Origin of the sequence: Commensalibacter nepenthis, assembly GCF_029953305.1 — a bacterium.
Classification (GTDB): domain Bacteria; phylum Pseudomonadota; class Alphaproteobacteria; order Acetobacterales; family Acetobacteraceae; genus Commensalibacter; species Commensalibacter nepenthis.
Window position 1 is genome coordinate 197766 of record NZ_JASBAN010000001.1, and the last position, 18775, is coordinate 216540.

Here is an 18775-nt window from a genome sequence, read left to right on the forward strand (position 1 = left end):
TGTAAACTATTTTTAGGAACTAGTTTACAATAATATAAAGAACAATTTAGCCTAAACCAAGCAAATTCCTGACTGCTGCCCCTGCATTTTGTTGTGATAATAGACTTTCACCTACCAATACTGCACTTGCACCTACGGCTTGAACTCTGCGAATATCATCAAATGTTTTTAAACCACTTTCTGAAACAATAATACGATCAGGTGGCACCAATGGGGATAAGGCTTCAGTCACTGCAATATCGGTTTGAAGTGTTCTTAAATTGCGATTATTGATCCCAATTAAACAGACATCTAAGGCCAAAGCGCGGTTTAACTCTTCTTCATTATGGACTTCTACCAAAACATCAAGCTCAAGGCATTTTGCCAACTCAACCAATTCGCTCGCTTCTTGGTCTTTTAATGCAGCCAAAATCAATAAAATACAATCTGCATCAATAACGCGACTTTCATAGACTTGCCAAGGTTCTAAAATAAAATCTTTACGTAAAACAGGCAAAGAACAAGCATCTCTGGCAATTTTCAAATCTTCATTATTACCATAAAAATAGCTTTTTTCTGTTAATACAGACAAACAGCTTGCCCCAGCATTTTCATATTGCACGGCAATCATTGCAGGATCATACTCTTGGCGGATTACACCTGCTGAAGGAGAGGCTTTCTTACATTCAGCAATAAGCCCCATTTGTCCTTTTGCCATTTTTTCTTTTAAAACATGTGCAAACCCACGGGTTGGCGTCTTTTTAGATTTGGCTTCTTCAGCAATATTTTTCAAAGACTGGATTTTTGTCTTTTGCTCTGTTTCTGCTCTCGTTCTAGCACAAATTTGAACTAGAACATCTGATAATTCATGTTCAGATTGTAAAATAGCATTTAACACTGGATCGGATTTGGATATGTCACTCATAATAATAACTAATGTTTAAATTGAATTTCTTTGCTGAATTTTATGAAGTAATGATAACGCAGCACCGCTATCAATCGTCTCAGCAGCTTGGGAAATTAAACTGCATAAAATATTTGGATCAATTTCCCCACGTGAATTGATTAGAGAATAATTCTTTACGATATGCAATGCAATAGCCGTATTGATTAATACAGTATCACGATAAGCACCTTTTTGACCATTAAATAATGCAAGCATAGAAGCAGCATTTTCCTTTGGAGACCCCCCTGCAATATCTGACAAAGGCGCAAGCGTTAAACCAGCCGCTTGTATATTTTGAACAGATAGACTTACGGGTATGATTTTATTATCTTCCAAAGCCATGATCTTAGAAGGTCCAGCCAAGGTAATTTCATCAACACCTTGCCCTCCTTGCTCATTTTCATCAAGCAGACCATGAACGACCCATGCTCTTTTAGACCCTAAATTTTGTAATACTTTTGCAAAAGGTTCCAACCATTTAGGATCATATACACCAATCATCTGATATCGAACATTTGCAGGATTTGATAATGGCCCCAACAAATTAAAAATCGTTCGAATACCCAGTTCTTTGCGAACAACATTAATTTTGTTTAATGCTGGATGGTGCACAAAAGCGGATAGAAATGATAGCTTATATTCATCTAAATGTTGCTTTAAAATGGTTAAATCTGCTTGAGGATTGATATTTAACGCCCCTAAGACATCAACACCTCCTGATCTAGAAGACTGCGCTCGATTTCCGTGTTTCGCAACAGTGATACCCATTGCAGCCAAAACAAAACTGACTGCGGTGGAAATATTTAATGTGCTTTGTCCATCACCACCGGTACCACATACATCCATTGTCAAAGGATCAGAAGGAATGATAGGCAACATTTGATGGCGCATTGATCTTACTGCACCTTCAAGCTCTTCTATAGTGACCTCTCTCATACGCAATGCCATCAAGAATGCTGAAATTTGAGTATCAGATACCGCACCAGATAAAATCGCATTAAAAATTTCTGTTGTTTCTTGCAAAGAGAATTTTTCCCCTTGCAAGGTTTTTTGTAGAATTGGTGTGAATAAAAAAGGTAAATCTTTTTGTTCAATTAAGACTTTTTTTTTATTCCATTCTTTTGCGGAATCAATAAAATTTTGTAATAGCTCATGCCCTTGTTCAGAGGCAATACTCTCAGGATGGAATTGTACTGCATGTAATGGCAATTCTTTATGTTGAAAAGCCATTAAAATACGATCTTCTGTGAATGCTGTTGGTAAAAAACTATCTGGTAATGTATCCATTTGCACTACCAGAGAGTGATATCGTGTTACCTTTAATGGATTTTTCAATCCTTTGAAAACGCCCTCACCTGTATGGAAAATAGGAAATATTTTACCATGTGCAGGTTTTTCTTTTACAACTTTTGCACCGAAGGCTTGCCCTATCGCTTGATGTCCAAGACAAACCCCTAATATAGGAATGGTTGGTGCGGCAGCTTTGATCAAATCACAGCAAATCCCAGCTTCGGAAGGGCTGCATGGTCCAGGGGATATGACAATAGCTTCTGGTTGTAATGCAATGGCTTCTTTGACCGTAATCGCATCATTGCGATATACCTGACATTCATATCCTAAATCACCAAAATATTGGACAAGATTATAGGTAAAACTATCATAATTATCGATAAATAAAATCATGTGGCATTGCCAATCAATAAAATCTGCATTTTTCAATCTATTCAATCAGTTAATATATTGGATTTATCCGCCTAGAGGTCAATATCAGGAACAAATAAATGCGCATCTTCAGCAGCACGAAACAAAGCCTTGGCTTTATGTCTTGTTTCTTCATATTCAGCTTCAGGATCGCTATCAGCAACCACACCGCATCCTGCTTGGACATACATTGTTTCATCTTTGATTAATGCAGTTCGCAACCCAATACAGGTATCCATACTGCCATCAGCACCAAAATATCCAATACACCCCGCATAAGTCGCACGCTGTGTATGTTCGATTTCGTCCAAGATTTCCATAGCTCTAATTTTAGGAGCACCTGTTAAAGTCCCAGCAGGGAAACCAGCGATCAACGCATCAAGTGCCGTTAGATTTTCTTTTAATTTTCCCTCGACATTAGAAGAAATATGCATCACGTGACTAAAGCGTTCAATAACAAATTGCTCTGTCACTTTTACTGAACCAATTTCGCTGACACGACCCACGTCATTCCGACCCAAATCAATTAACATCAAATGTTCTGCTAATTCTTTTTGATCGGCTAATAAATCTTGTTCTAATTGCAAATCTTCTTCCGGTGTTTTTCCTCTTGGACGCGTTCCAGCTAACGGTCGAACTGTTACTGTTCCATCACGAAGTCGAACCAAGATTTCAGGCGATGACCCAACCAAAGCAAAATTTTCTAGTTGCAAGCAAAACAGAAAAGGTGCAGGATTAATTTTCCTTAAAGAACGATATAATGCTACGGGTGGGAATTTAAAAGGAATTGAAAAACGTTGGCTGGGCACAACTTGAAAGGCATCGCCTTCAAATATATATTCCTTAATTTTTTCAACCGCTTGTTTAAATTCATCTTTGGTAAATGTAGAAACAGGTTTATTAATGACAGCTTTATCAACCTTCTTATCTGAAGGAACGGGTTGATTCAGCGCCTCTTGTGCTTTTTGAAGGCGTTTCTTGGCTTGTTCTTGCTCTTCAACCGTTTTACCTCTTAACGGAGCTGCCAATGTCAGCTCATCACGAACCGTATCAAATATAGCAAAGACAGAGGGTCTGATCATAATCCCTTCGGGCAGTTCCAAATCATTCTTTGGTGGATTAGGCAAATGTTCCATTTGCCTGACCATATCATATCCTAAATATCCAAAAATCCCCCCTACCATTGGTGGAATATCCTCAGGAATATCCAATTGACTTTCTGCAATAAAGAGTTGCAGTGATTGAATCGGATGAATATCTTGTTTAATAAATTGTTCAGGATGAGTTAAGGGGGTTGTATTGATTGAAACCGTTCCTTGCTGACATTTCCAAATAATGTCAGGCAATAATCCAATAATCGAATAACGCGCGCGCGCGACCCCTCCCTGAACACTTTCTAATAAAAATATATTTTTGGGGTCTTGCCCTGCGATAGTAGATAATTGTAAAAAAGCAGAAACAGGCGTAATTAAATCAGCTGATTTTACAGTATAAATTACTGTCTGTTTTTTATTAATTATAAAATCATCATAAGACACTGAAATATAGTCCTTTTTTTAATAATTACCCTGTTTGACAATCGCATCAACAGCTTTTTGATTGACGTCTACTTTTCCTTGTTTATTCACGAAAATAACATAGCTTGAATAAATATCATCACCATTTGCTTGCATTAAATTATCTTTTAACTCTTTGTAAGCTGCTGGGTTTTCTTGAGGTGTCGGTGTTTTGACATTACTCAAAGACGCTACATAAAAACTATCGGAACCTTCAACCATTGTCGTTTGTCCAACTTGCATTGAAAATGCTTCTCTTTGCAATTCAGCAGGTAGAGTCTTCGATGGATTCAGGCGTGAAAAAGAGTCACTAACCTTGACTGAGAATTGTTGACTTCCTAAATCTTGGATCGGTTTGTGAGTATCCTGAGCTTGTTTAAAAACTGTCGTTGCGGCAATATTTGCTTGTCTCTTGATATTTTGTTGTTGCCAAGATTGTAGAACAAAATCTTTTGCTTTTTCAAAGGATTCTTGATGGGCTGGTAAAATATCTTCTACAATGAACGCATAATAAATATTATTCTCACCTTGTATCAAAGACGCTGGGGCATTTTTAGCTTTGGAGAATATATTCATCAGCATTGTTTTTTTAACTTTTTCATCAGAAGGAAGTGGTGCTGGATTATTTTGTAATGTTAACCCTTGCTCGTTTAACGTTCCTGTCACAGCAATGATTCCCAACCCACCCAGTTTACTTAATTGATCTTCGTCCAGCCCTTGACTACCTGCCAACACATCTTGAATCTTTTTAATGTTACTTGGAAAATCTTGTTTGGATTGTGCTTGAATAAGCTCTGACTTCAGTTGATCTTTAACTTGATCCAAAGCAATTTCATGAGGCGGAACTATTCCAGTTACTTTAAATACGCTCCATCCCATAGGCGTTTTGATTGGTGCAGATACTGTGTTTACAGCAGCTTTTTGCACAGCATCAGCCAACTCTGCAGAAGGAGAAGATTGGGCTGTAAATTCGGTTAATGTTGTGGCAAAGCCATTATTTTGTTGAGTTTGCTTTTGAATATTTTCCCAAGAATCTTTATTCCAAGAAGATGCTATTGCTTTAGCAGCATTTTGATCTTTTACCGTTATAATTTCAATATTTCTTGATTCAGGCTTTTGAAATTCTTTTTTTCTAGAGTTATAATATTGTGAAACCTGTTGATCTGATACTTCCACCCCTTTTTGAACTGTTTCAGGAGAGATAAAAATCAATTTGATCTTTCTGTATTCAGGAACAGTAAATTCTGACAAGTGATTGTCATAGTATCTTTTCAACACTGCATCAGATGGCGTTGCATCAGGTTTATAAGTATTAAATGGCACTTGGATGTAATTCAGTTGTCTTGTTTCATTGCTGAAAGCAAAAATATTTTTTGCCATAATATCCGATGCTGATGCCCCAGAAACGATGGGAACCGTTAATCCAGAGATCATTAATTGATTGCGCAACATTTCTAAGAATTGGGGCTCGGTTTGATTGGTTTGCCTTATATATTGATTAAATAATTCCCGATCAAATTTCCCCTCTTTTTGAAAAGCTGGAAAAGAGAAAATTAAATTACGCAATGCATCATCAGAAACAGTTAATCCTGATTTTTCAGCGGCGATAATTAAATTATTCTCAATAATTAACTTTTGCAAAGCTTGGTTAACCAGTTGCGCTCTCATACCACTAGGGATTTGATATTTGTCGGAAAAACCTTGCTGTGCAGCATATTGTTGCAGTTGCAGATTTGCAGCCGAATCTAATTGTTGCAATGTGATGGTTTTATCACCAATCCAAGCCACAACATTACTATCTCGATGAGACCAAGTGTCGATAATAGTTTCGGCACCCCAACTGATAAATACAAGAAAGATAAGGCCAACAAGAACGCGCCCAAACCATGAATCAATAAGTAAATGTCTTAACCGAGACAACATGTAACGTAACCTAAATAATTTAAATGCGAATTAAATACTCTGTAATTATGTAGCAATAACCTATATATGATTAAGCTGCAAAAAAAATGTTATAGCTTTTGGATTATATCAAAATATAATATTGTATGATAACATCTTTTGATTATAAATCGAACCTTTATAATCCATATATTTTAATTATTCATACAGGGAGCATTTAATATGGCTAAACCAATCATTATTGGAAATTGGAAAATGAATGGCTTGTCAGAAGAAGCCGATCATATTGTTTCTGCGTTACTTGCTTATGCTGAAAAAAATAAAAATTTTGCCCCAACTGTAATTTGCCCCCCTTTTACACAACTTTATCATATTCAAAAACACATAAAAAACACCCCTTATGCATTGGGAGCGCAAGATTGTCACGTTGCTGAAAAAGGCGCATATACTGGCAATATCTCTGCTGCAATGTTAAAAGACGTTGGCGCAAAATACGTCATTTTAGGCCACTCTGAACGTAGAGCCGAATATAAAGAAAGTAACGAGCTTGTCAGTCAAAAAACAATTGCAGCTCAAAATTCTGGATTATTGCCTGTCGTTTGTATTGGTGAAACAAAAGAAGAACGTGAATCCAATCAATATAAAGATGTTATCGCCAATCAAATCAAAGGATCATTACCAGAACAGTTTAATGGTCTGGTGGCGTATGAACCTGTATGGGCAATTGGCACAGGCGCATCCGCCAAAAATGAAGATATTGCCGAAGTGATTTCGTTTATTCGTGAAAAACTTGTTGCTCAATATGGAGAAAATGGTAAAAAAACACCTATATTATATGGTGGATCAGTTAAACCAAATAATGTAAAAGATATTTTTGCAATTTCCGAGCTGGGTGGTGTATTGGTTGGTGGGGTCAGTTTAATCCCTGAGGACTTTTTGCAACTTGTTACAATTGCTCAAGATTTTGTATAATTTAAAAACATCTCTTTCTTGACTGCTAGTGAAAGTATACTAAACACATGATGACTATTCTTCTAATTGTACAATTATTGGTTACTCTTGCATTGATTGGCGTTGTGTTAATCCAACGTAGTGAAGGTGGCGGTTTAGGTATCGGAAGCAGTCAAGGAATGGGCTCTTTTATGACTGGGCGCGGTACAACGAATTTGTTAACACGTGCCACAGGTATATTGGCAGCAGCTTTTATGGTGTTATGTATCGTTATTGCTATTTTATATAAAAATGAAGCACAAGACAAAAGAAAAAGTCTTTTAGATATCGTTCCACAACAAACAAGCCAAACACAACCAAAGCCTGCTGCTACTCAACCACAACCTCAGCCTCAACAAACTGAGAAAACAACACCAAATAAATAATTTTATTTAACATCTATATAATTAACTCTAGTTAGATCAATATAAAGAAGGCTTCATGACGCGATTTGTGTTTATTACTGGTGGTGTAGTTTCCTCATTAGGAAAAGGCATCGCCTCTGCCGCGCTGGCAAGTTTATTACAAGCACGTGGTTATTCTGTTCGTTTAAGAAAATTAGATCCTTACTTAAATGTTGATCCCGGAACCATGAGCCCTTATCAACATGGCGAAGTGTTCGTAACCAATGATGGTGCTGAAACAGATCTTGATTTGGGTCATTATGAACGATTTACTGGGGTCGATGCATCACGTAACGATAATGCAACTTCTGGACGTATTTACTCTGATGTTATGATGCGTGAACGGCGTGGGGATTATCTGGGCGCAACAGTACAAGTTATTCCTCACATTACCAATGCGATTAAATCCGTTATTTTACAAGATGCTGATGATGTCGATTTTATGCTGGTCGAAATTGGTGGGACCGTTGGTGATATTGAAAGCCTCCCTTTCCTAGAGGCTATTCGCCAATTGCGTAATGATTTAGGTAATGAACAAACTCTTTTTATGCATCTAACTTTGGTTCCTTGGATTGCATCAGCCGGTGAATTAAAAACGAAACCAACCCAGCATTCTGTTAAAGAATTGCAAAATGTTGGTATTCAACCACAAATTTTATTATGTCGCTGTGATCGCACAATTCCAAAACATGAGCGTCAAAAAATTGCTAATTTCTGTAATGTTAGAACAGAATCAGTAGTCCCTGCACTTGATGTTGATACGATTTACGGTTGTCCAATTGAATATCATAAAGAGGGTCTAGATACAGAAGTTCTGCGTCATTTCAATCTTCCTTATGACAAAGAGCCAGACCTCACCAAATGGTATAAGATTCTTGATGCGCTAAGAAATCCCGAAAGCGAAGTTACGGTTTCTATTGTTGGTAAATATACAGCTTTGCTCGATAGTTACAAATCTTTGATCGAGGCATTGCTTCATGGTGGCATAGCTCATAGAGTCAAAGTGAATATCAACTGGATCAAAGCAGAAGATTTAGAAGATGCAGAAGATACAAGCAACTTCTTTATCAATTCAAATGCTATTTTGGTTCCTGGTGGTTTTGGTGAACGGGGTAGCGAAGGCAAGATTAAAGCCATTCGATATGCCAGAGAAAATAATATTCCATTTCTTGGTATTTGTTTTGGTATGCAAATGGCTGTGGTTGAATGTGCAAGAAACCTTGCAGGTTTACCTCAAGCATCTTCATCAGAATTTGGTCCAACAGAAGAACCCCTTGTAGGACTGCTGACAGAATGGATTGATTCTGGACAAGTGAAACGTCGTTATTCTGGGGATAATATGGGTGGAACTATGCGCCTTGGGGCATATACTGCTGAATTAACACCTGGTTCAAAAGTTGCAACAATGTATGGTAGCACAACTATTCAAGAACGCCATCGCCATCGATATGAAGTGAATATTCACTATCAAGAACAAATTGAACGTGCAGGTCTCAAATTCTCTGGTTTATCCCCTGATAAAGTTTTACCAGAAGTTGTGGAATATGAAAATCATCCTTGGTTTATTGCGGTACAATATCATCCAGAATTAAAATCTAAACCATTTGCGCCTCACCCATTATTTTCAGGCTTTATCGAAGCTGCGATCAATCAGGAAAAATCAAAATGAATTTGAATAAATCAGTTCCAGTTTGCTCTTTAACCATTGCAAATAACCTTCCATTTACGTTGATTGCAGGACCATGTCAGATTGAATCCTTGGAACATGCGTTAAATACTGCACAAACATTAAAAGATATTTGTGAAAAGTTAAATATTGGACTGATTTATAAAAGCTCTTTTGACAAAGCAAATCGCACAAGTATTACAACACAGCGAGGTCTTGGAATGGAGCAAGGTCTTGCTATTTTAAATGAGGTCAAAGTCAAATTGGGATTACCGATTCTGACCGATATTCATTTACCTGAACAATGTGAACAAGTAGCCTTGGTTGCAGATATTTTGCAAATCCCAGCATTTTTATGCCGTCAAACAGATTTGTTAATTGCCGCAGCAGAAACCAATAAAGTGATTAATGTGAAAAAAGGTCAATTTTTGGCTCCTTGGGATATGAAAAATGTTGCTGATAAAATTGCATCAACAGGAAATGAGAAAATCTTGTTATGTGACCGAGGTACTTCTTTTGGATATAATACCTTAGTTAGCGATATGCGCGGTTTGCCGATTATGGCTCAAACAGGTTATCCTGTGGTATTTGATGCGACTCATTCGGTTCAACAACCTGGCGGAATGGGCAGCTCTTCTGGGGGGCAACGTGAGTTTGTCAGTTATCTTGCCAAAGCCGCAATGGCTGTTGGTGTTGCTGCTCTATTCGTAGAGACCCATGAAGATCCTGACAATGCCCCAAGTGATGGTCCTAATATGGTTAAATTAGCTGACCTCCCTGCTCTTTTACAAAAACTTGTCCAAATTGATCGGATTACCAAGGAGTTCTAAAAATTACCGCACCAATGAGGCAAAGCTGAATAACAAATGTTGTCAGCCACCTCATAGTTTGATAACCAGCTGGTTGTTCTGTAGGTAGGTATGAATTTCTTTCCAAAAATAAGGTCACTGCAAATCCGATAATAAGAAATAAAAGTGCCATAGACCATTTATGATTAGCAGTAAGAATAATTGCTAATTCACCAAACAAACATGGCACAACAGCGATCGATAAACGTTTCTTATCGATAACATTCATATCACTATCTAATAAAATCACGGGCTTTTGCATTGAAAGAATCCAGTTAATTCCCCCAATAAATGACAATATGATTGCTGCATAGCCAACAAAAGCAGGCAATAATATGGGCAATGTTGTTTGTGGTGAATAAAACATCATTATAAACGCCATGATGACTAATGGAACGGGTGATAATACCCCTAGCAAAAAAGGTAAAAGAGGTATTTTTTTCATTATAATTTTCCTCAAACTAACTATTATCTCTGTAAAATAAATAATTGACTATCTAGTAAAAAAAACTTTTCTTAACTATACTCATATTCATATAACAAAGATCCTTTGCTAATACATATGCTTTAATATTGCTTAATAATCAAGTTTCAGCAATGTTAGATTTATATGATTTTATTCTCGATAATTTTTAAAACCCTCATATGTTAGGATAAAAAATGAGTGCAATTATTGACATTGTAGCACGCGAAATTCTAGATAGTCGTGGTACACCAACCATCGAAGTCGATGTTGAATTAGAAAGCGGTGTCGTTGGACGTGCAGCAGTGCCTTCTGGTGCATCAACTGGGATTCATGAAGCTGTTGAACTCCGTGATGATGATAAAAATCGTTATTTTGGTAAAGGCGTTTTAAAGGCTGTTAATAATGTTAATAGTGAAATCTTAGAAGCGTTAGTAGGTATCGAATCACTTGATCAAATGCTTGTTGATGAAGTGATGATTGAACTTGATGGCACACCAAATAAAAGTCGTTTAGGTGCGAATGCTACTTTAGGTGTTTCAATGGCGACTGCAAAAGCATCAGCCGAAGAACTAGGCATTCCTTTATATCGTTATCTTGGCTCTCCTTATTCTCATGTGTTGCCTGTACCAATGATGAACATCGTTAATGGCGGTAAGCATGCTGACAATCCCATTGATATCCAAGAATTTATGATTGTTCCTCATGGTGCATCTTCTATCGCTGAAGCTGTCAGAATGGGCGCAGAAGTTTTCCAAGCATTAAAAAAAGATTTACATGCAGCTGGTTTAAACACCAGTGTTGGTGATGAAGGTGGGTTTGCTCCTAACCTTAAGTCAGCTCATGAAGCTTTAGAATATATTATGAAAGCGATTGAAAAAGCTGGTTATAAGCCAGGCGAAGAAATTTCATTAGCTTTGGATCTTGCTTCATCTGAATTTTATAAAGATGGCAAATATAATATGACTGGCGAAGGTAAAATCTTTAGCTCCAGTGAAATGGTTGATTATATTGTTGGTTTATGTAAAAATTTCCCTATCATTTCAGCTGAAGATGGATGTGCTGAAGATGACTGGGAAGGTTGGGCAGAAATGACTCAAAAGCTCGGGAACAAAATCCAACTTGTTGGTGATGATTTGTTTGTTACCAACCCTACAAGACTTGCTAAAGGAATTAAGCAAAATATTGCGAACTCTTTATTAGTTAAAGTAAATCAAATTGGTACATTAACCGAAACATTCAGAGCAATGGAATTAGCACATCGTCATGGTTATTCAACCGTGGTTAGCCATCGTTCTGGTGAAACAGAAGATGCAACCATTGCTGATTTAGCTGTTGCAACCAATGCTGGACAAATTAAAACAGGCTCTTTGTCTCGTTCAGATCGTATTGCTAAATATAATCAATTGATTAGAATTGAAGAAGATTTGGGTAATGCAGCAAGATATGCTGGTCGTAACGCATTTAAAGCATTAGAAATCTTATAATTGAATGCTTGACAAAATCGGAACAAATAGATTACTTCCGATTTTGTCACTATATTGTATCATTTAAGGGAATATCGAATGCGTTTTTTCCGTTATGTTAAAAAACTAGTTAAATCAGTTATTCCCCCTGTTTTCTTTATAGGTTTAACAGGCTTTTTTATATGGAATACCTTAAATGGTGACCATGGTTTAAAAAGCTATTACGTTCAACAAAAATTATTAGTTGAAGCCGAGCAAGCCCAGCAAGATGCTGTCTCAGAACAGCAAATCTGGAGTAGACGTGTTGTTGGATTAAAAGAAGGTCATCTTGACAAAGATTTATTAGATGAACGCACACGTGTCATGCTGAGCTTTGCGCAAGAGGACGAGATTATCATTCCTTATAAAGCGAATGACCATCTTTATTAAAATATTTTTTAATAAAATTTTAAGCACAAAAAAAGCTGGAGCTACTTGCCCAGCTTTTTTATTTGTTTTATTTCGTTAAGAAAAACTATTTAATTTTTGCTTCACGGAAAACAACGTGTTTACGAACAACTGGATCGTATTTTTTTAATTCCATTTTACCAGTATGTGCTCTTGCATTCTTTCTGGTTACATAGAAAAAACCTGTTTCAGCAGTTGAAAGTAATTTAATTTGAATTGTGTTACTTTTAGCCATTACATCCTCGTTTTGATCAGCTTATCTTTGTATTAAAATATCGCTTTTATACTAAATGCTTATATTTTATCAAAAGATCAAGTTAAATCTTAAAATCCTATTATTTTCATACAATTTTTTTATAATTTGTCAAATGATACCAAATTATAAATCCTTATTATCGTTCTTTATACTATAAATCATTCAATAACTCTAATAAAATAATATTATTTCTTTTGTAAATTGGGCAATAAATTGATCTGTGATCTTTTCTATATATGGGACTTCAGCGATAACAGCAATTCTTCCATGACGTTCAATGGCTTCTTTATTCGCTGGATTCAGATTGCCATTTAAAATAACCCCAGCAATAGGGATATGATGATTTCTCAAAACATTTATTGTCAAAAGCGTATGATTTAACGTTCCTAGCTCTGTTCTTGCAACGATTACAACGGGTAAATTAACTTTCTGCATCATTTGAAGCATATATTGAGAACCTGCAACAGGAACCAAAACGCCCCCTGCTCCTTCAACAATATAAGGTCTATTTTGAGTAGGTAAGGAAAAATCGAGTTGGTGAATATCTAATGTGATTGCTTCGCTTTTAGCGGCTTCTTCTGGGGATAACGGTTCTTGTAATTCAATGAGTGGTGGAATGATTTGTGCATCTGGGATTTGTGCTAGTATTTGTATATTTTTACTATCCCCAAGATCACAATTTAATCCCGTTTGCATCGGTTTCCAATAGGTTGCGCCTAATGCTTTGGTTAAACATGCAGATATAAAAGTTTTGCCAACATCAGTATCTGTGCCAGTAACAAAAAAACCTTTTGCAGCAAATCGTCTAAAACAACCCAGAGCAACTTCATAAGTAGTATATCCATAATCCTCATTAAACTGCGTAAGAATTTTTTGAAATTGTGCTGCTGATAAAGGTTTGTGCGTTTTCGCAGCAATATGGGCGCCAATAGCGCGCAATCCTTTGATAAATTCTATTCCATTTTTAATTGATTCTAAAATAGTTTCACTTTGCCAAAAACCACCACCTATTTCAGATGACCAATAAGAGTCTAATGTTTCTACATTCGGATAAGATTGAAAAGAACAATGACAGTCATGTTCAGCATATATCTGACGCCATTCTTTGAAGCTCTGCTGTGCCAATGTAGAGCATAGCAAATATCCGTTAGGATTTAATAATGTTGTGATTGTTTTTAATGAGTGTTCTAAATTTTCAAACCATTGAAAGGCAAGGCTAGACACAATAAGATCAAAAGATTGTTCCAAATCAATCGCCTCGCCATCCATTACTTTGAACTGAATATTGGGATTATTACCATATTTCTTTTTAACCCGTTCAATCATATAAGGGGAAATATCAGTAATTAATAATTGAGCCTTAGGAAAAAAATCAATTATTAATTGGGTTAATAATCCTGTTCCACAGCCAATTTCTAAGATTGATAAAGGTTGAGAACAATCCATATCTAACGTTTTGATAAATTGAGCTAAACGCTTTGCGACAATTTTTTGGATATGCGCTGATTGTTCATAAGAAACAGCCATATCGAAGGATTTGATAATTTTTTGTTTATAAGAATTCATAATATTAACGCAATATCTCTAATGATTTTAGAACAAGTTTCAGGCTGAGAAATAGGAAGAACATGCGTATCATCTTTTACCCAATGAATAGGATGAGATTGAAAAGAATCTGTTGTCATAGCAGGAGATACAACAGGATCATTTTGTGAGGCTAGAATTGTCAATTTATCCATAATCGAAGGAAATACATCACGAAAATCTTCAGTTTCCAAATATTTTAATCCTGTTTGTAATGTAGGAATATTCATTTGATTTGGTAGACTATCAAAATATCGGCATTGTTGATAAAATTGAGAAAGAATTAAATATGCATCCTTATCAATTCCTTTGGACATTCGTTGTAAAATACGCAATGGAGCACCAGATAAATAATCATCCGCTTTTGAAAAGCGTAAAAAGCTATTAATCGCTATATAATGATGAAATTCGTGCGGAAATTGCTTTAATAAATATAAAAAACCCAAGGAATGCCCTATTGCAATCGTATGATTTATCTGTTTTGAAATGGTCTGAATGATCTCATTTGATGTGGCTGTATTATTTACAAAATCAAGATCAATATAGTCAATAGAGAATCCTTTTAATAAGTAACCAACAGGTTTCCAAAAATCCCTTGAGAAGCCCCACCCATGTACAAATAATAAATGATATTTCTGCGTCATCGTTTTTTCCATAATGATGGGTTCTGGTGAATAACCCTATGTATTTTTTCAAGTAAATATTCGATATCTTTAGGTTGATGCGCAGCACTGAAAGTCAATCGTAATCGACTACTATGTACAGGGACTGTTGGTGGACGAATAGGAGTCACCCATATTCCTTCCTTTCTTAGTAATTGTGTGATCTGTAGCGCATTTTCAGCAGATCCAACAATCAATGGAATAATTTGCGAGACTGTATCCCCGACATCAATTCCCCATTCTGTGAATTGTTGCTTTACATAGTGACATTGTTTTTTTAAATAGTCACGCTCAGTGTCTAATGTTGGAATAAGTTCTAACGCTGCTGCAATACTACCGCTGACTGGTGGAGGCAAAGCCGTTGTATGAATAAAACCAGAACAATAATTCACTAACCAATCACATAATACTTTGGAGCCTGCAATATATGCTCCAAAACTGCCCCAAGCTTTGCTGAACGTGCCCATCGTTAAATCTGCATAAGGAGAAGCCAATCCTTGCCCTTGCCTTCCTAGTATACCCGTAGCATGCGCATCGTCTAGGAATAAAAATGCTTGATATTCATCAGCAAGTTTTCTTAATCTTTGTAAATCAGCTTGATCGCCATCCATACTAAAAATTGTTTCAGTAATAATGAGCTTGCAACCTTGCTCGTTGCGAATAGTATCTAAACGCTCTTGCAAATGTTGTATATTATTATGACGAAATCGGATCTGTTTTGTTTGTCCTGCTTTACATCCATAATGAAGGCTTGCATGATTTAGTTTATCAGTAAGCACCCATACAGGTTTGGGTAAATTCTCTAATAAACATGAAATGACGGCTACATTTGCTTGCCATCCAGACGCAAAAATAAGGGCTGCTTCAGTCCCAAGGAATTTTGCCAAATCAGATTCTATTTTTTCATGATAAGAATTATGCCCTGTGACCAAACGGGATGCAGGACATCCAGTGCCATATTGTTCAACCCATTTTTGACTTTTTTCTTTTATTTTCGAATCGAAAGAAAGCCCTAAATAATCATTACTCGAAAAATTAAGATATTCTTGATTTTGATATTTTATTCTCACGGCACTGATTGCATCAACAGGAATCAAATTTCTAAGTATGCCTTGTTGCTTTCTTTTTAATAAAGACTCTTGGAAAAATTGGTCAAAATAATTCATGAAAATAATCTGTTTGAGTTCGTTCTAAGATATCGTTAATTTTAATTTTTAATCTTTATCTTTATATATGCAAAGAAAATGTCTCATTCAATGCTTAAAAATATTTGGCTTCCTTATACACAAATGCAAACCTGTAATAGTCCCATTATTGCAAAAAAAACTCAAGGTTCTGTCATCACACTACAAGATGGTACAGAGCTGATTGATGGCATTGCTTCTTGGTGGACCGCATGTCACGGATATAACCATCCTTACATCGCGAATCATGTTCAACAACAGCTTCAAAAAATGCCTCATATTATGTTTGGGGGAATTATTCACGAGCCTGCAATTTGCTTATCCCAAAAATTAGCAAAATTGCTGCCAGGAGATCTAAATAAAGTCTTTTTCACCGAATCCGGCTCTGTTGCGGTAGAAGTCGCCATGAAAATGGCTATTCAGTTTTGGTTGAATCAAAGCAAAATAACAAAAACCAAAATTCTTTCTTTTTATGGTGGGTATCATGGCGACACGATGGCGACGATGGCAGTGTGTGATCCCGAAGAGGGGATGCATCATTTATTTAAAGATGTCTTGCCTCATCAACATATTATTCCCTTACCAACAACAAAAGAATTAAAACAACAATTTCGCAACTTCCTTGAAAATCATCATCATGAAATGGCTGCTATTTTAATAGAACCTTTGGTTCAAGGGGCTGGTGGAATGTTGTTTCATGATCCTGACCTCCTTTTATTTTTACGCCGACAAGCAAATCACTATAATATTTTATTAATTTTTGATGAAATTTTTACGGGTCTAGGCAGAACTGGAAGTCTGTTTGCATGTAATCAGGCAGATGTTGTTCCTGATATTATTACATTATCCAAAGCGCTAAGCGGCGGAACAATGGCCTTAGCAGCTACAATTGCCAGAGAACATATATTTAATGGGTTTTTATCTGAGCATGAAAACCATGCGTTAATGCATGGTCCAACTTTTATGGCAAACCCTTTGGCTTGTGCCTGTGCCAATGCCTCTTTGGAGTTATTTAATCAATATGATTGGAAAATCAATATCACCCATATTGAAGCGCAATTATCTCAAGAATTATCAGCTTGTCTTCAGTTAGATATTGTAAAAGATGTTAGGGTAAAAGGTGCAATCGGAGTCGTTGAACTTTATAAAATTGACAAATTGAACTTATTGAAAACTAAACTATTACAACATCATGTTTGGATCAGACCGTTTAGAAATATTATTTATCTAACTCCATCTTTCACAATCACAACTGCCGAGTTAAGCAAGCTAACTCGGGCAATATTTGATGTGCTATCACACTAGAAAAACATTTACTCAGAAACTGGTTTTGCTTTTGAATCTTTAGGATGATCAGAACTTGCTTTGGAAGAAGATTGCTTCTTCTTTGGCATTTTCGAATCCGGAACAATCGTTACTTTACCGGTTGAGCTAATCACTGTATTCGTTCCATCACCGTTTGGAATAACGATTGGCTCATTATTCATATCTTTTTCAATATATTTTGGTGCATGGTCATCAATATGATCTGGTAAAACACCTTCGCCATTATTAGGGGTATTAATAGCAGCACCATGCTTAATCAAATTCTTCTCACCAGCAGTTAAATCCCCATCCTCTGGGAAGTCAGATGGCAAAGAATGATCATGACCTTGTTCATGTTTTATAACATCTTCATCTGCACCAAAAGCTTGGCTATAGTCTGACAGAGAAAAAGATTGTTCGTCATTTGCAACATCACTCAATGTTGGTAAAGCTGGAGGGCGAGATGGCCAAATATTCTCACCTTGAGGAAGAATCGGTGTCGAAGCAACAGTTTCGCCACGTACTTTCATCATATTCTCAGAATCACCTCTGGGAGCCTCAGGATTGCTTCCTGGTAATCTTACCGTATCATCTAAAAATCTATCAAATCCAGAGCAACCACTAAGCAGTAACATCGTTGCCATAAGAGCAGCATAACCCCGCATCTATAGCCTCCAACTCATAATAAAATCAAAACAGGTTGCAATTTGCCTGCAATGCGAAAAAATCTCAAGAAAAAAATTACTAATTGCATGTTCTATCTTATGATTTACTAACAAATTTTAATCCAGTTTGTATATATTCCCATCCAGTAATCATGGTTAGAATAGCTGAAATCCACAATAGAACAGCCCCAATCACGCTGACAGGAAACCAAGAGATACCCAGCATTTGTGCTGATGTATCCCCTGCCAACAAAAACCCCAATGCAACCATTTGAAAAGTCGTCTTCCATTTCGATAATTGTGTTACAGGCAAACTAATTTGAGAAGAGGCTAAAAATTCTCTTAGTCCACTAACTAAAATTTCACGTGCTAATATAACCATTGCAGGAATTAATCCGCCATAAGGCAAACGATCATATCCCGCCATCACAACAAGTAATACACCCACCAACAATTTATCTGCTATTGGGTCCATCATTCGACCAAGATCTGATAATTGTTGCCATGCACGAGCGAGTTTGCCATCAAGATAATCTGTTATTCCTGCGCAAATAAATAAAATACATGCCAAAAAATCGGTCAACGGGCAATGGATCATTACCAATACAGCCAATATAGGAATGATTACAATACGCGATAAGGTCAAACAATTAGGTAAATTAATATACATAATTTTCGCAATGCAGACTGGTGGATTAAATAGACAAAGTCAAAGAAACATTTTATTCGTTATACGTTATTTATAAAAAAA

General features: G+C 36.4%; 18 protein-coding genes and 1 pseudogene. 7 read left to right on the forward strand and 12 right to left on the reverse strand.

Annotated elements, in window-relative coordinates:
- Positions 1–46 precede the first annotated feature (46 nt).
- The 5 genes and pseudogenes from trpC to QJV33_RS00910 form a co-directional block, all read right to left on the reverse strand.
- Positions 47–904, reverse strand: a complete 858-nt coding sequence (trpC, locus tag QJV33_RS00890; RefSeq protein WP_281461546.1) for an indole-3-glycerol phosphate synthase TrpC — start codon at positions 902–904, stop codon at positions 47–49.
- Positions 905–919: 15 nt separating this feature from the next.
- On the reverse strand, positions 920–2020 hold the full coding sequence (trpD, locus tag QJV33_RS00895) for an anthranilate phosphoribosyltransferase (RefSeq protein WP_408869661.1): 1101 nt from the start codon (positions 2018–2020) through the stop codon (positions 920–922).
- A gap of 6 nt (positions 2021–2026) precedes the next feature.
- Positions 2027–2608: pseudogene (locus QJV33_RS00900) on the reverse strand (anthranilate synthase component II); the annotation flags it as partial.
- A 71-nt stretch (positions 2609–2679) separates the two neighbouring features.
- Positions 2680–4164, reverse strand: coding sequence for an anthranilate synthase component I (trpE, locus tag QJV33_RS00905; protein ID WP_281461547.1), 1485 nt, complete (start codon positions 4162–4164; stop codon positions 2680–2682).
- A gap of 18 nt (positions 4165–4182) precedes the next feature.
- Positions 4183–6105 (reverse strand): peptidyl-prolyl cis-trans isomerase, encoded by a 1923-nt coding sequence (locus QJV33_RS00910; protein ID WP_281461548.1) that lies wholly within the window; start codon positions 6103–6105, stop codon positions 4183–4185.
- Between the two features lie 201 nt (positions 6106–6306).
- On the opposite strand from QJV33_RS00910, the gene tpiA reads away from it, so the two are divergent.
- The 4 genes from tpiA to kdsA are packed head-to-tail and all read left to right on the forward strand — an operon-like array spanning position 6307 to position 9974.
- A complete protein-coding gene (gene tpiA, locus QJV33_RS00915) occupies positions 6307–7056 on the forward strand; it encodes a triose-phosphate isomerase (protein ID WP_281461549.1) in 750 nt (249 codons plus the stop codon).
- Positions 7057–7103: 47 nt separating this feature from the next.
- A complete protein-coding gene (secG, locus tag QJV33_RS00920) occupies positions 7104–7460 on the forward strand; it encodes a preprotein translocase subunit SecG (protein ID WP_281461550.1) in 357 nt (118 codons plus the stop codon).
- Between the two features lie 55 nt (positions 7461–7515).
- Positions 7516–9147, forward strand: a complete 1632-nt coding sequence (locus tag QJV33_RS00925; protein ID WP_281461551.1) for a CTP synthase — start codon at positions 7516–7518, stop codon at positions 9145–9147.
- Positions 9144–9974 carry a 3-deoxy-8-phosphooctulonate synthase gene (kdsA, locus tag QJV33_RS00930; protein WP_281461552.1) on the forward strand — a complete coding sequence of 277 codons (831 nt, stop codon included), beginning with the start codon at positions 9144–9146 and terminating at the stop codon, positions 9972–9974. Before QJV33_RS00925 ends, kdsA begins: the two co-directional genes overlap by 4 nt.
- On the opposite strand, the gene QJV33_RS00935 is transcribed toward kdsA, so the two are convergent.
- Positions 9958–10437, reverse strand: coding sequence for a DUF3429 domain-containing protein (locus QJV33_RS00935; RefSeq protein WP_281461553.1), 480 nt, complete (start codon positions 10435–10437; stop codon positions 9958–9960). The genes kdsA and QJV33_RS00935 overlap by 17 nt on opposite strands.
- A gap of 215 nt (positions 10438–10652) precedes the next feature.
- Between QJV33_RS00935 and eno the strand changes: the two genes are divergently transcribed.
- A complete protein-coding gene (gene eno / locus QJV33_RS00940) occupies positions 10653–11942 on the forward strand; it encodes a phosphopyruvate hydratase (RefSeq protein WP_281461554.1) in 1290 nt (429 codons plus the stop codon).
- 78 nt (positions 11943–12020) lie between these two features.
- Positions 12021–12350 (forward strand): FtsB family cell division protein, encoded by a 330-nt coding sequence (locus tag QJV33_RS00945; RefSeq protein ID WP_281461555.1) that lies wholly within the window; start codon positions 12021–12023, stop codon positions 12348–12350.
- 85 nt (positions 12351–12435) lie between these two features.
- On the opposite strand, the gene rpmG is transcribed toward QJV33_RS00945, so the two are convergent.
- The 4 genes from rpmG to QJV33_RS00965 all read right to left on the reverse strand — a co-directional run bounded on the left by rpmG (position 12436) and on the right by QJV33_RS00965 (position 16036).
- Entirely contained in the window at positions 12436–12603 is a 168-nt protein-coding gene (rpmG, locus tag QJV33_RS00950; protein WP_008853818.1) for a 50S ribosomal protein L33, read from the reverse strand.
- Between the two features lie 192 nt (positions 12604–12795).
- Positions 12796–14190, reverse strand: coding sequence for a dethiobiotin synthase (gene bioD, locus QJV33_RS00955; protein ID WP_281461556.1), 1395 nt, complete (start codon positions 14188–14190; stop codon positions 12796–12798).
- Positions 14187–14852 carry an alpha/beta fold hydrolase gene (locus QJV33_RS00960; protein ID WP_281461557.1) on the reverse strand — a complete coding sequence of 222 codons (666 nt, stop codon included), beginning with the start codon at positions 14850–14852 and terminating at the stop codon, positions 14187–14189. Before QJV33_RS00960 ends, bioD begins: the two co-directional genes overlap by 4 nt.
- A complete protein-coding gene (locus QJV33_RS00965; protein ID WP_281461558.1) occupies positions 14849–16036 on the reverse strand; it encodes an aminotransferase class I/II-fold pyridoxal phosphate-dependent enzyme in 1188 nt (395 codons plus the stop codon). The genes QJV33_RS00960 and QJV33_RS00965 overlap by 4 nt, the downstream gene beginning before the upstream one ends.
- Positions 16037–16114: 78 nt before the next feature.
- Here QJV33_RS00965 and QJV33_RS00970 point away from each other — a divergent pair, with 78 nt between their 5' ends.
- A complete protein-coding gene (locus tag QJV33_RS00970; protein ID WP_281461559.1) occupies positions 16115–17359 on the forward strand; it encodes an adenosylmethionine--8-amino-7-oxononanoate transaminase in 1245 nt (414 codons plus the stop codon).
- Between the two features lie 8 nt (positions 17360–17367).
- On the opposite strand, the gene QJV33_RS00975 is transcribed toward QJV33_RS00970, so the two are convergent.
- Together QJV33_RS00975 and pgsA are read right to left on the reverse strand one after the other, a co-directional pair.
- Entirely contained in the window at positions 17368–18024 is a 657-nt protein-coding gene (locus QJV33_RS00975; RefSeq protein ID WP_281461560.1) for a hypothetical protein, read from the reverse strand.
- 97 nt (positions 18025–18121) lie between these two features.
- On the reverse strand, positions 18122–18694 hold the full coding sequence (gene pgsA / locus QJV33_RS00980) for a CDP-diacylglycerol--glycerol-3-phosphate 3-phosphatidyltransferase (protein ID WP_281461561.1): 573 nt from the start codon (positions 18692–18694) through the stop codon (positions 18122–18124).
- Positions 18695–18775: the final 81 nt, after the last annotated feature.

Excerpts from the sequence above, each read along its gene's own strand:
- QJV33_RS00925 (WP_281461551.1), top strand. The coding sequence starts at position 7,516 with ATGACGCGATTTGTGTTTATTACTGGTGGTGTAGTTTCCTCATTAGGA.
- secG (WP_281461550.1), top strand. The coding sequence starts at position 7,104 with ATGATGACTATTCTTCTAATTGTACAATTATTGGTTACTCTTGCATTG.
- QJV33_RS00960 (WP_281461557.1), bottom strand. The coding sequence starts at position 14,852 with ATGACGCAGAAATATCATTTATTATTTGTACATGGGTGGGGCTTCTCA.
- QJV33_RS00965 (WP_281461558.1), bottom strand. The coding sequence starts at position 16,036 with ATGAATTATTTTGACCAATTTTTCCAAGAGTCTTTATTAAAAAGAAAG.
- pgsA (WP_281461561.1), bottom strand. The coding sequence starts at position 18,694 with ATGTATATTAATTTACCTAATTGTTTGACCTTATCGCGTATTGTAATC.
- QJV33_RS00945 (WP_281461555.1), top strand. The coding sequence starts at position 12,021 with ATGCGTTTTTTCCGTTATGTTAAAAAACTAGTTAAATCAGTTATTCCC.
- bioD (WP_281461556.1), bottom strand. The coding sequence starts at position 14,190 with ATGAATTCTTATAAACAAAAAATTATCAAATCCTTCGATATGGCTGTT.
- QJV33_RS00975 (WP_281461560.1), bottom strand. The coding sequence starts at position 18,024 with ATGCGGGGTTATGCTGCTCTTATGGCAACGATGTTACTGCTTAGTGGT.
- kdsA (WP_281461552.1), top strand. The coding sequence starts at position 9,144 with ATGAATTTGAATAAATCAGTTCCAGTTTGCTCTTTAACCATTGCAAAT.
- trpC (WP_281461546.1), bottom strand. The coding sequence starts at position 904 with ATGAGTGACATATCCAAATCCGATCCAGTGTTAAATGCTATTTTACAA.
- rpmG (WP_008853818.1), bottom strand. The coding sequence starts at position 12,603 with ATGGCTAAAAGTAACACAATTCAAATTAAATTACTTTCAACTGCTGAA.
- tpiA (WP_281461549.1), top strand. The coding sequence starts at position 6,307 with ATGGCTAAACCAATCATTATTGGAAATTGGAAAATGAATGGCTTGTCA.
- QJV33_RS00910 (WP_281461548.1), bottom strand. The coding sequence starts at position 6,105 with ATGTTGTCTCGGTTAAGACATTTACTTATTGATTCATGGTTTGGGCGC.
- eno (WP_281461554.1), top strand. The coding sequence starts at position 10,653 with ATGAGTGCAATTATTGACATTGTAGCACGCGAAATTCTAGATAGTCGT.
- QJV33_RS00970 (WP_281461559.1), top strand. The coding sequence starts at position 16,115 with ATGTCTCATTCAATGCTTAAAAATATTTGGCTTCCTTATACACAAATG.
- QJV33_RS00935 (WP_281461553.1), bottom strand. The coding sequence starts at position 10,437 with ATGAAAAAAATACCTCTTTTACCTTTTTTGCTAGGGGTATTATCACCC.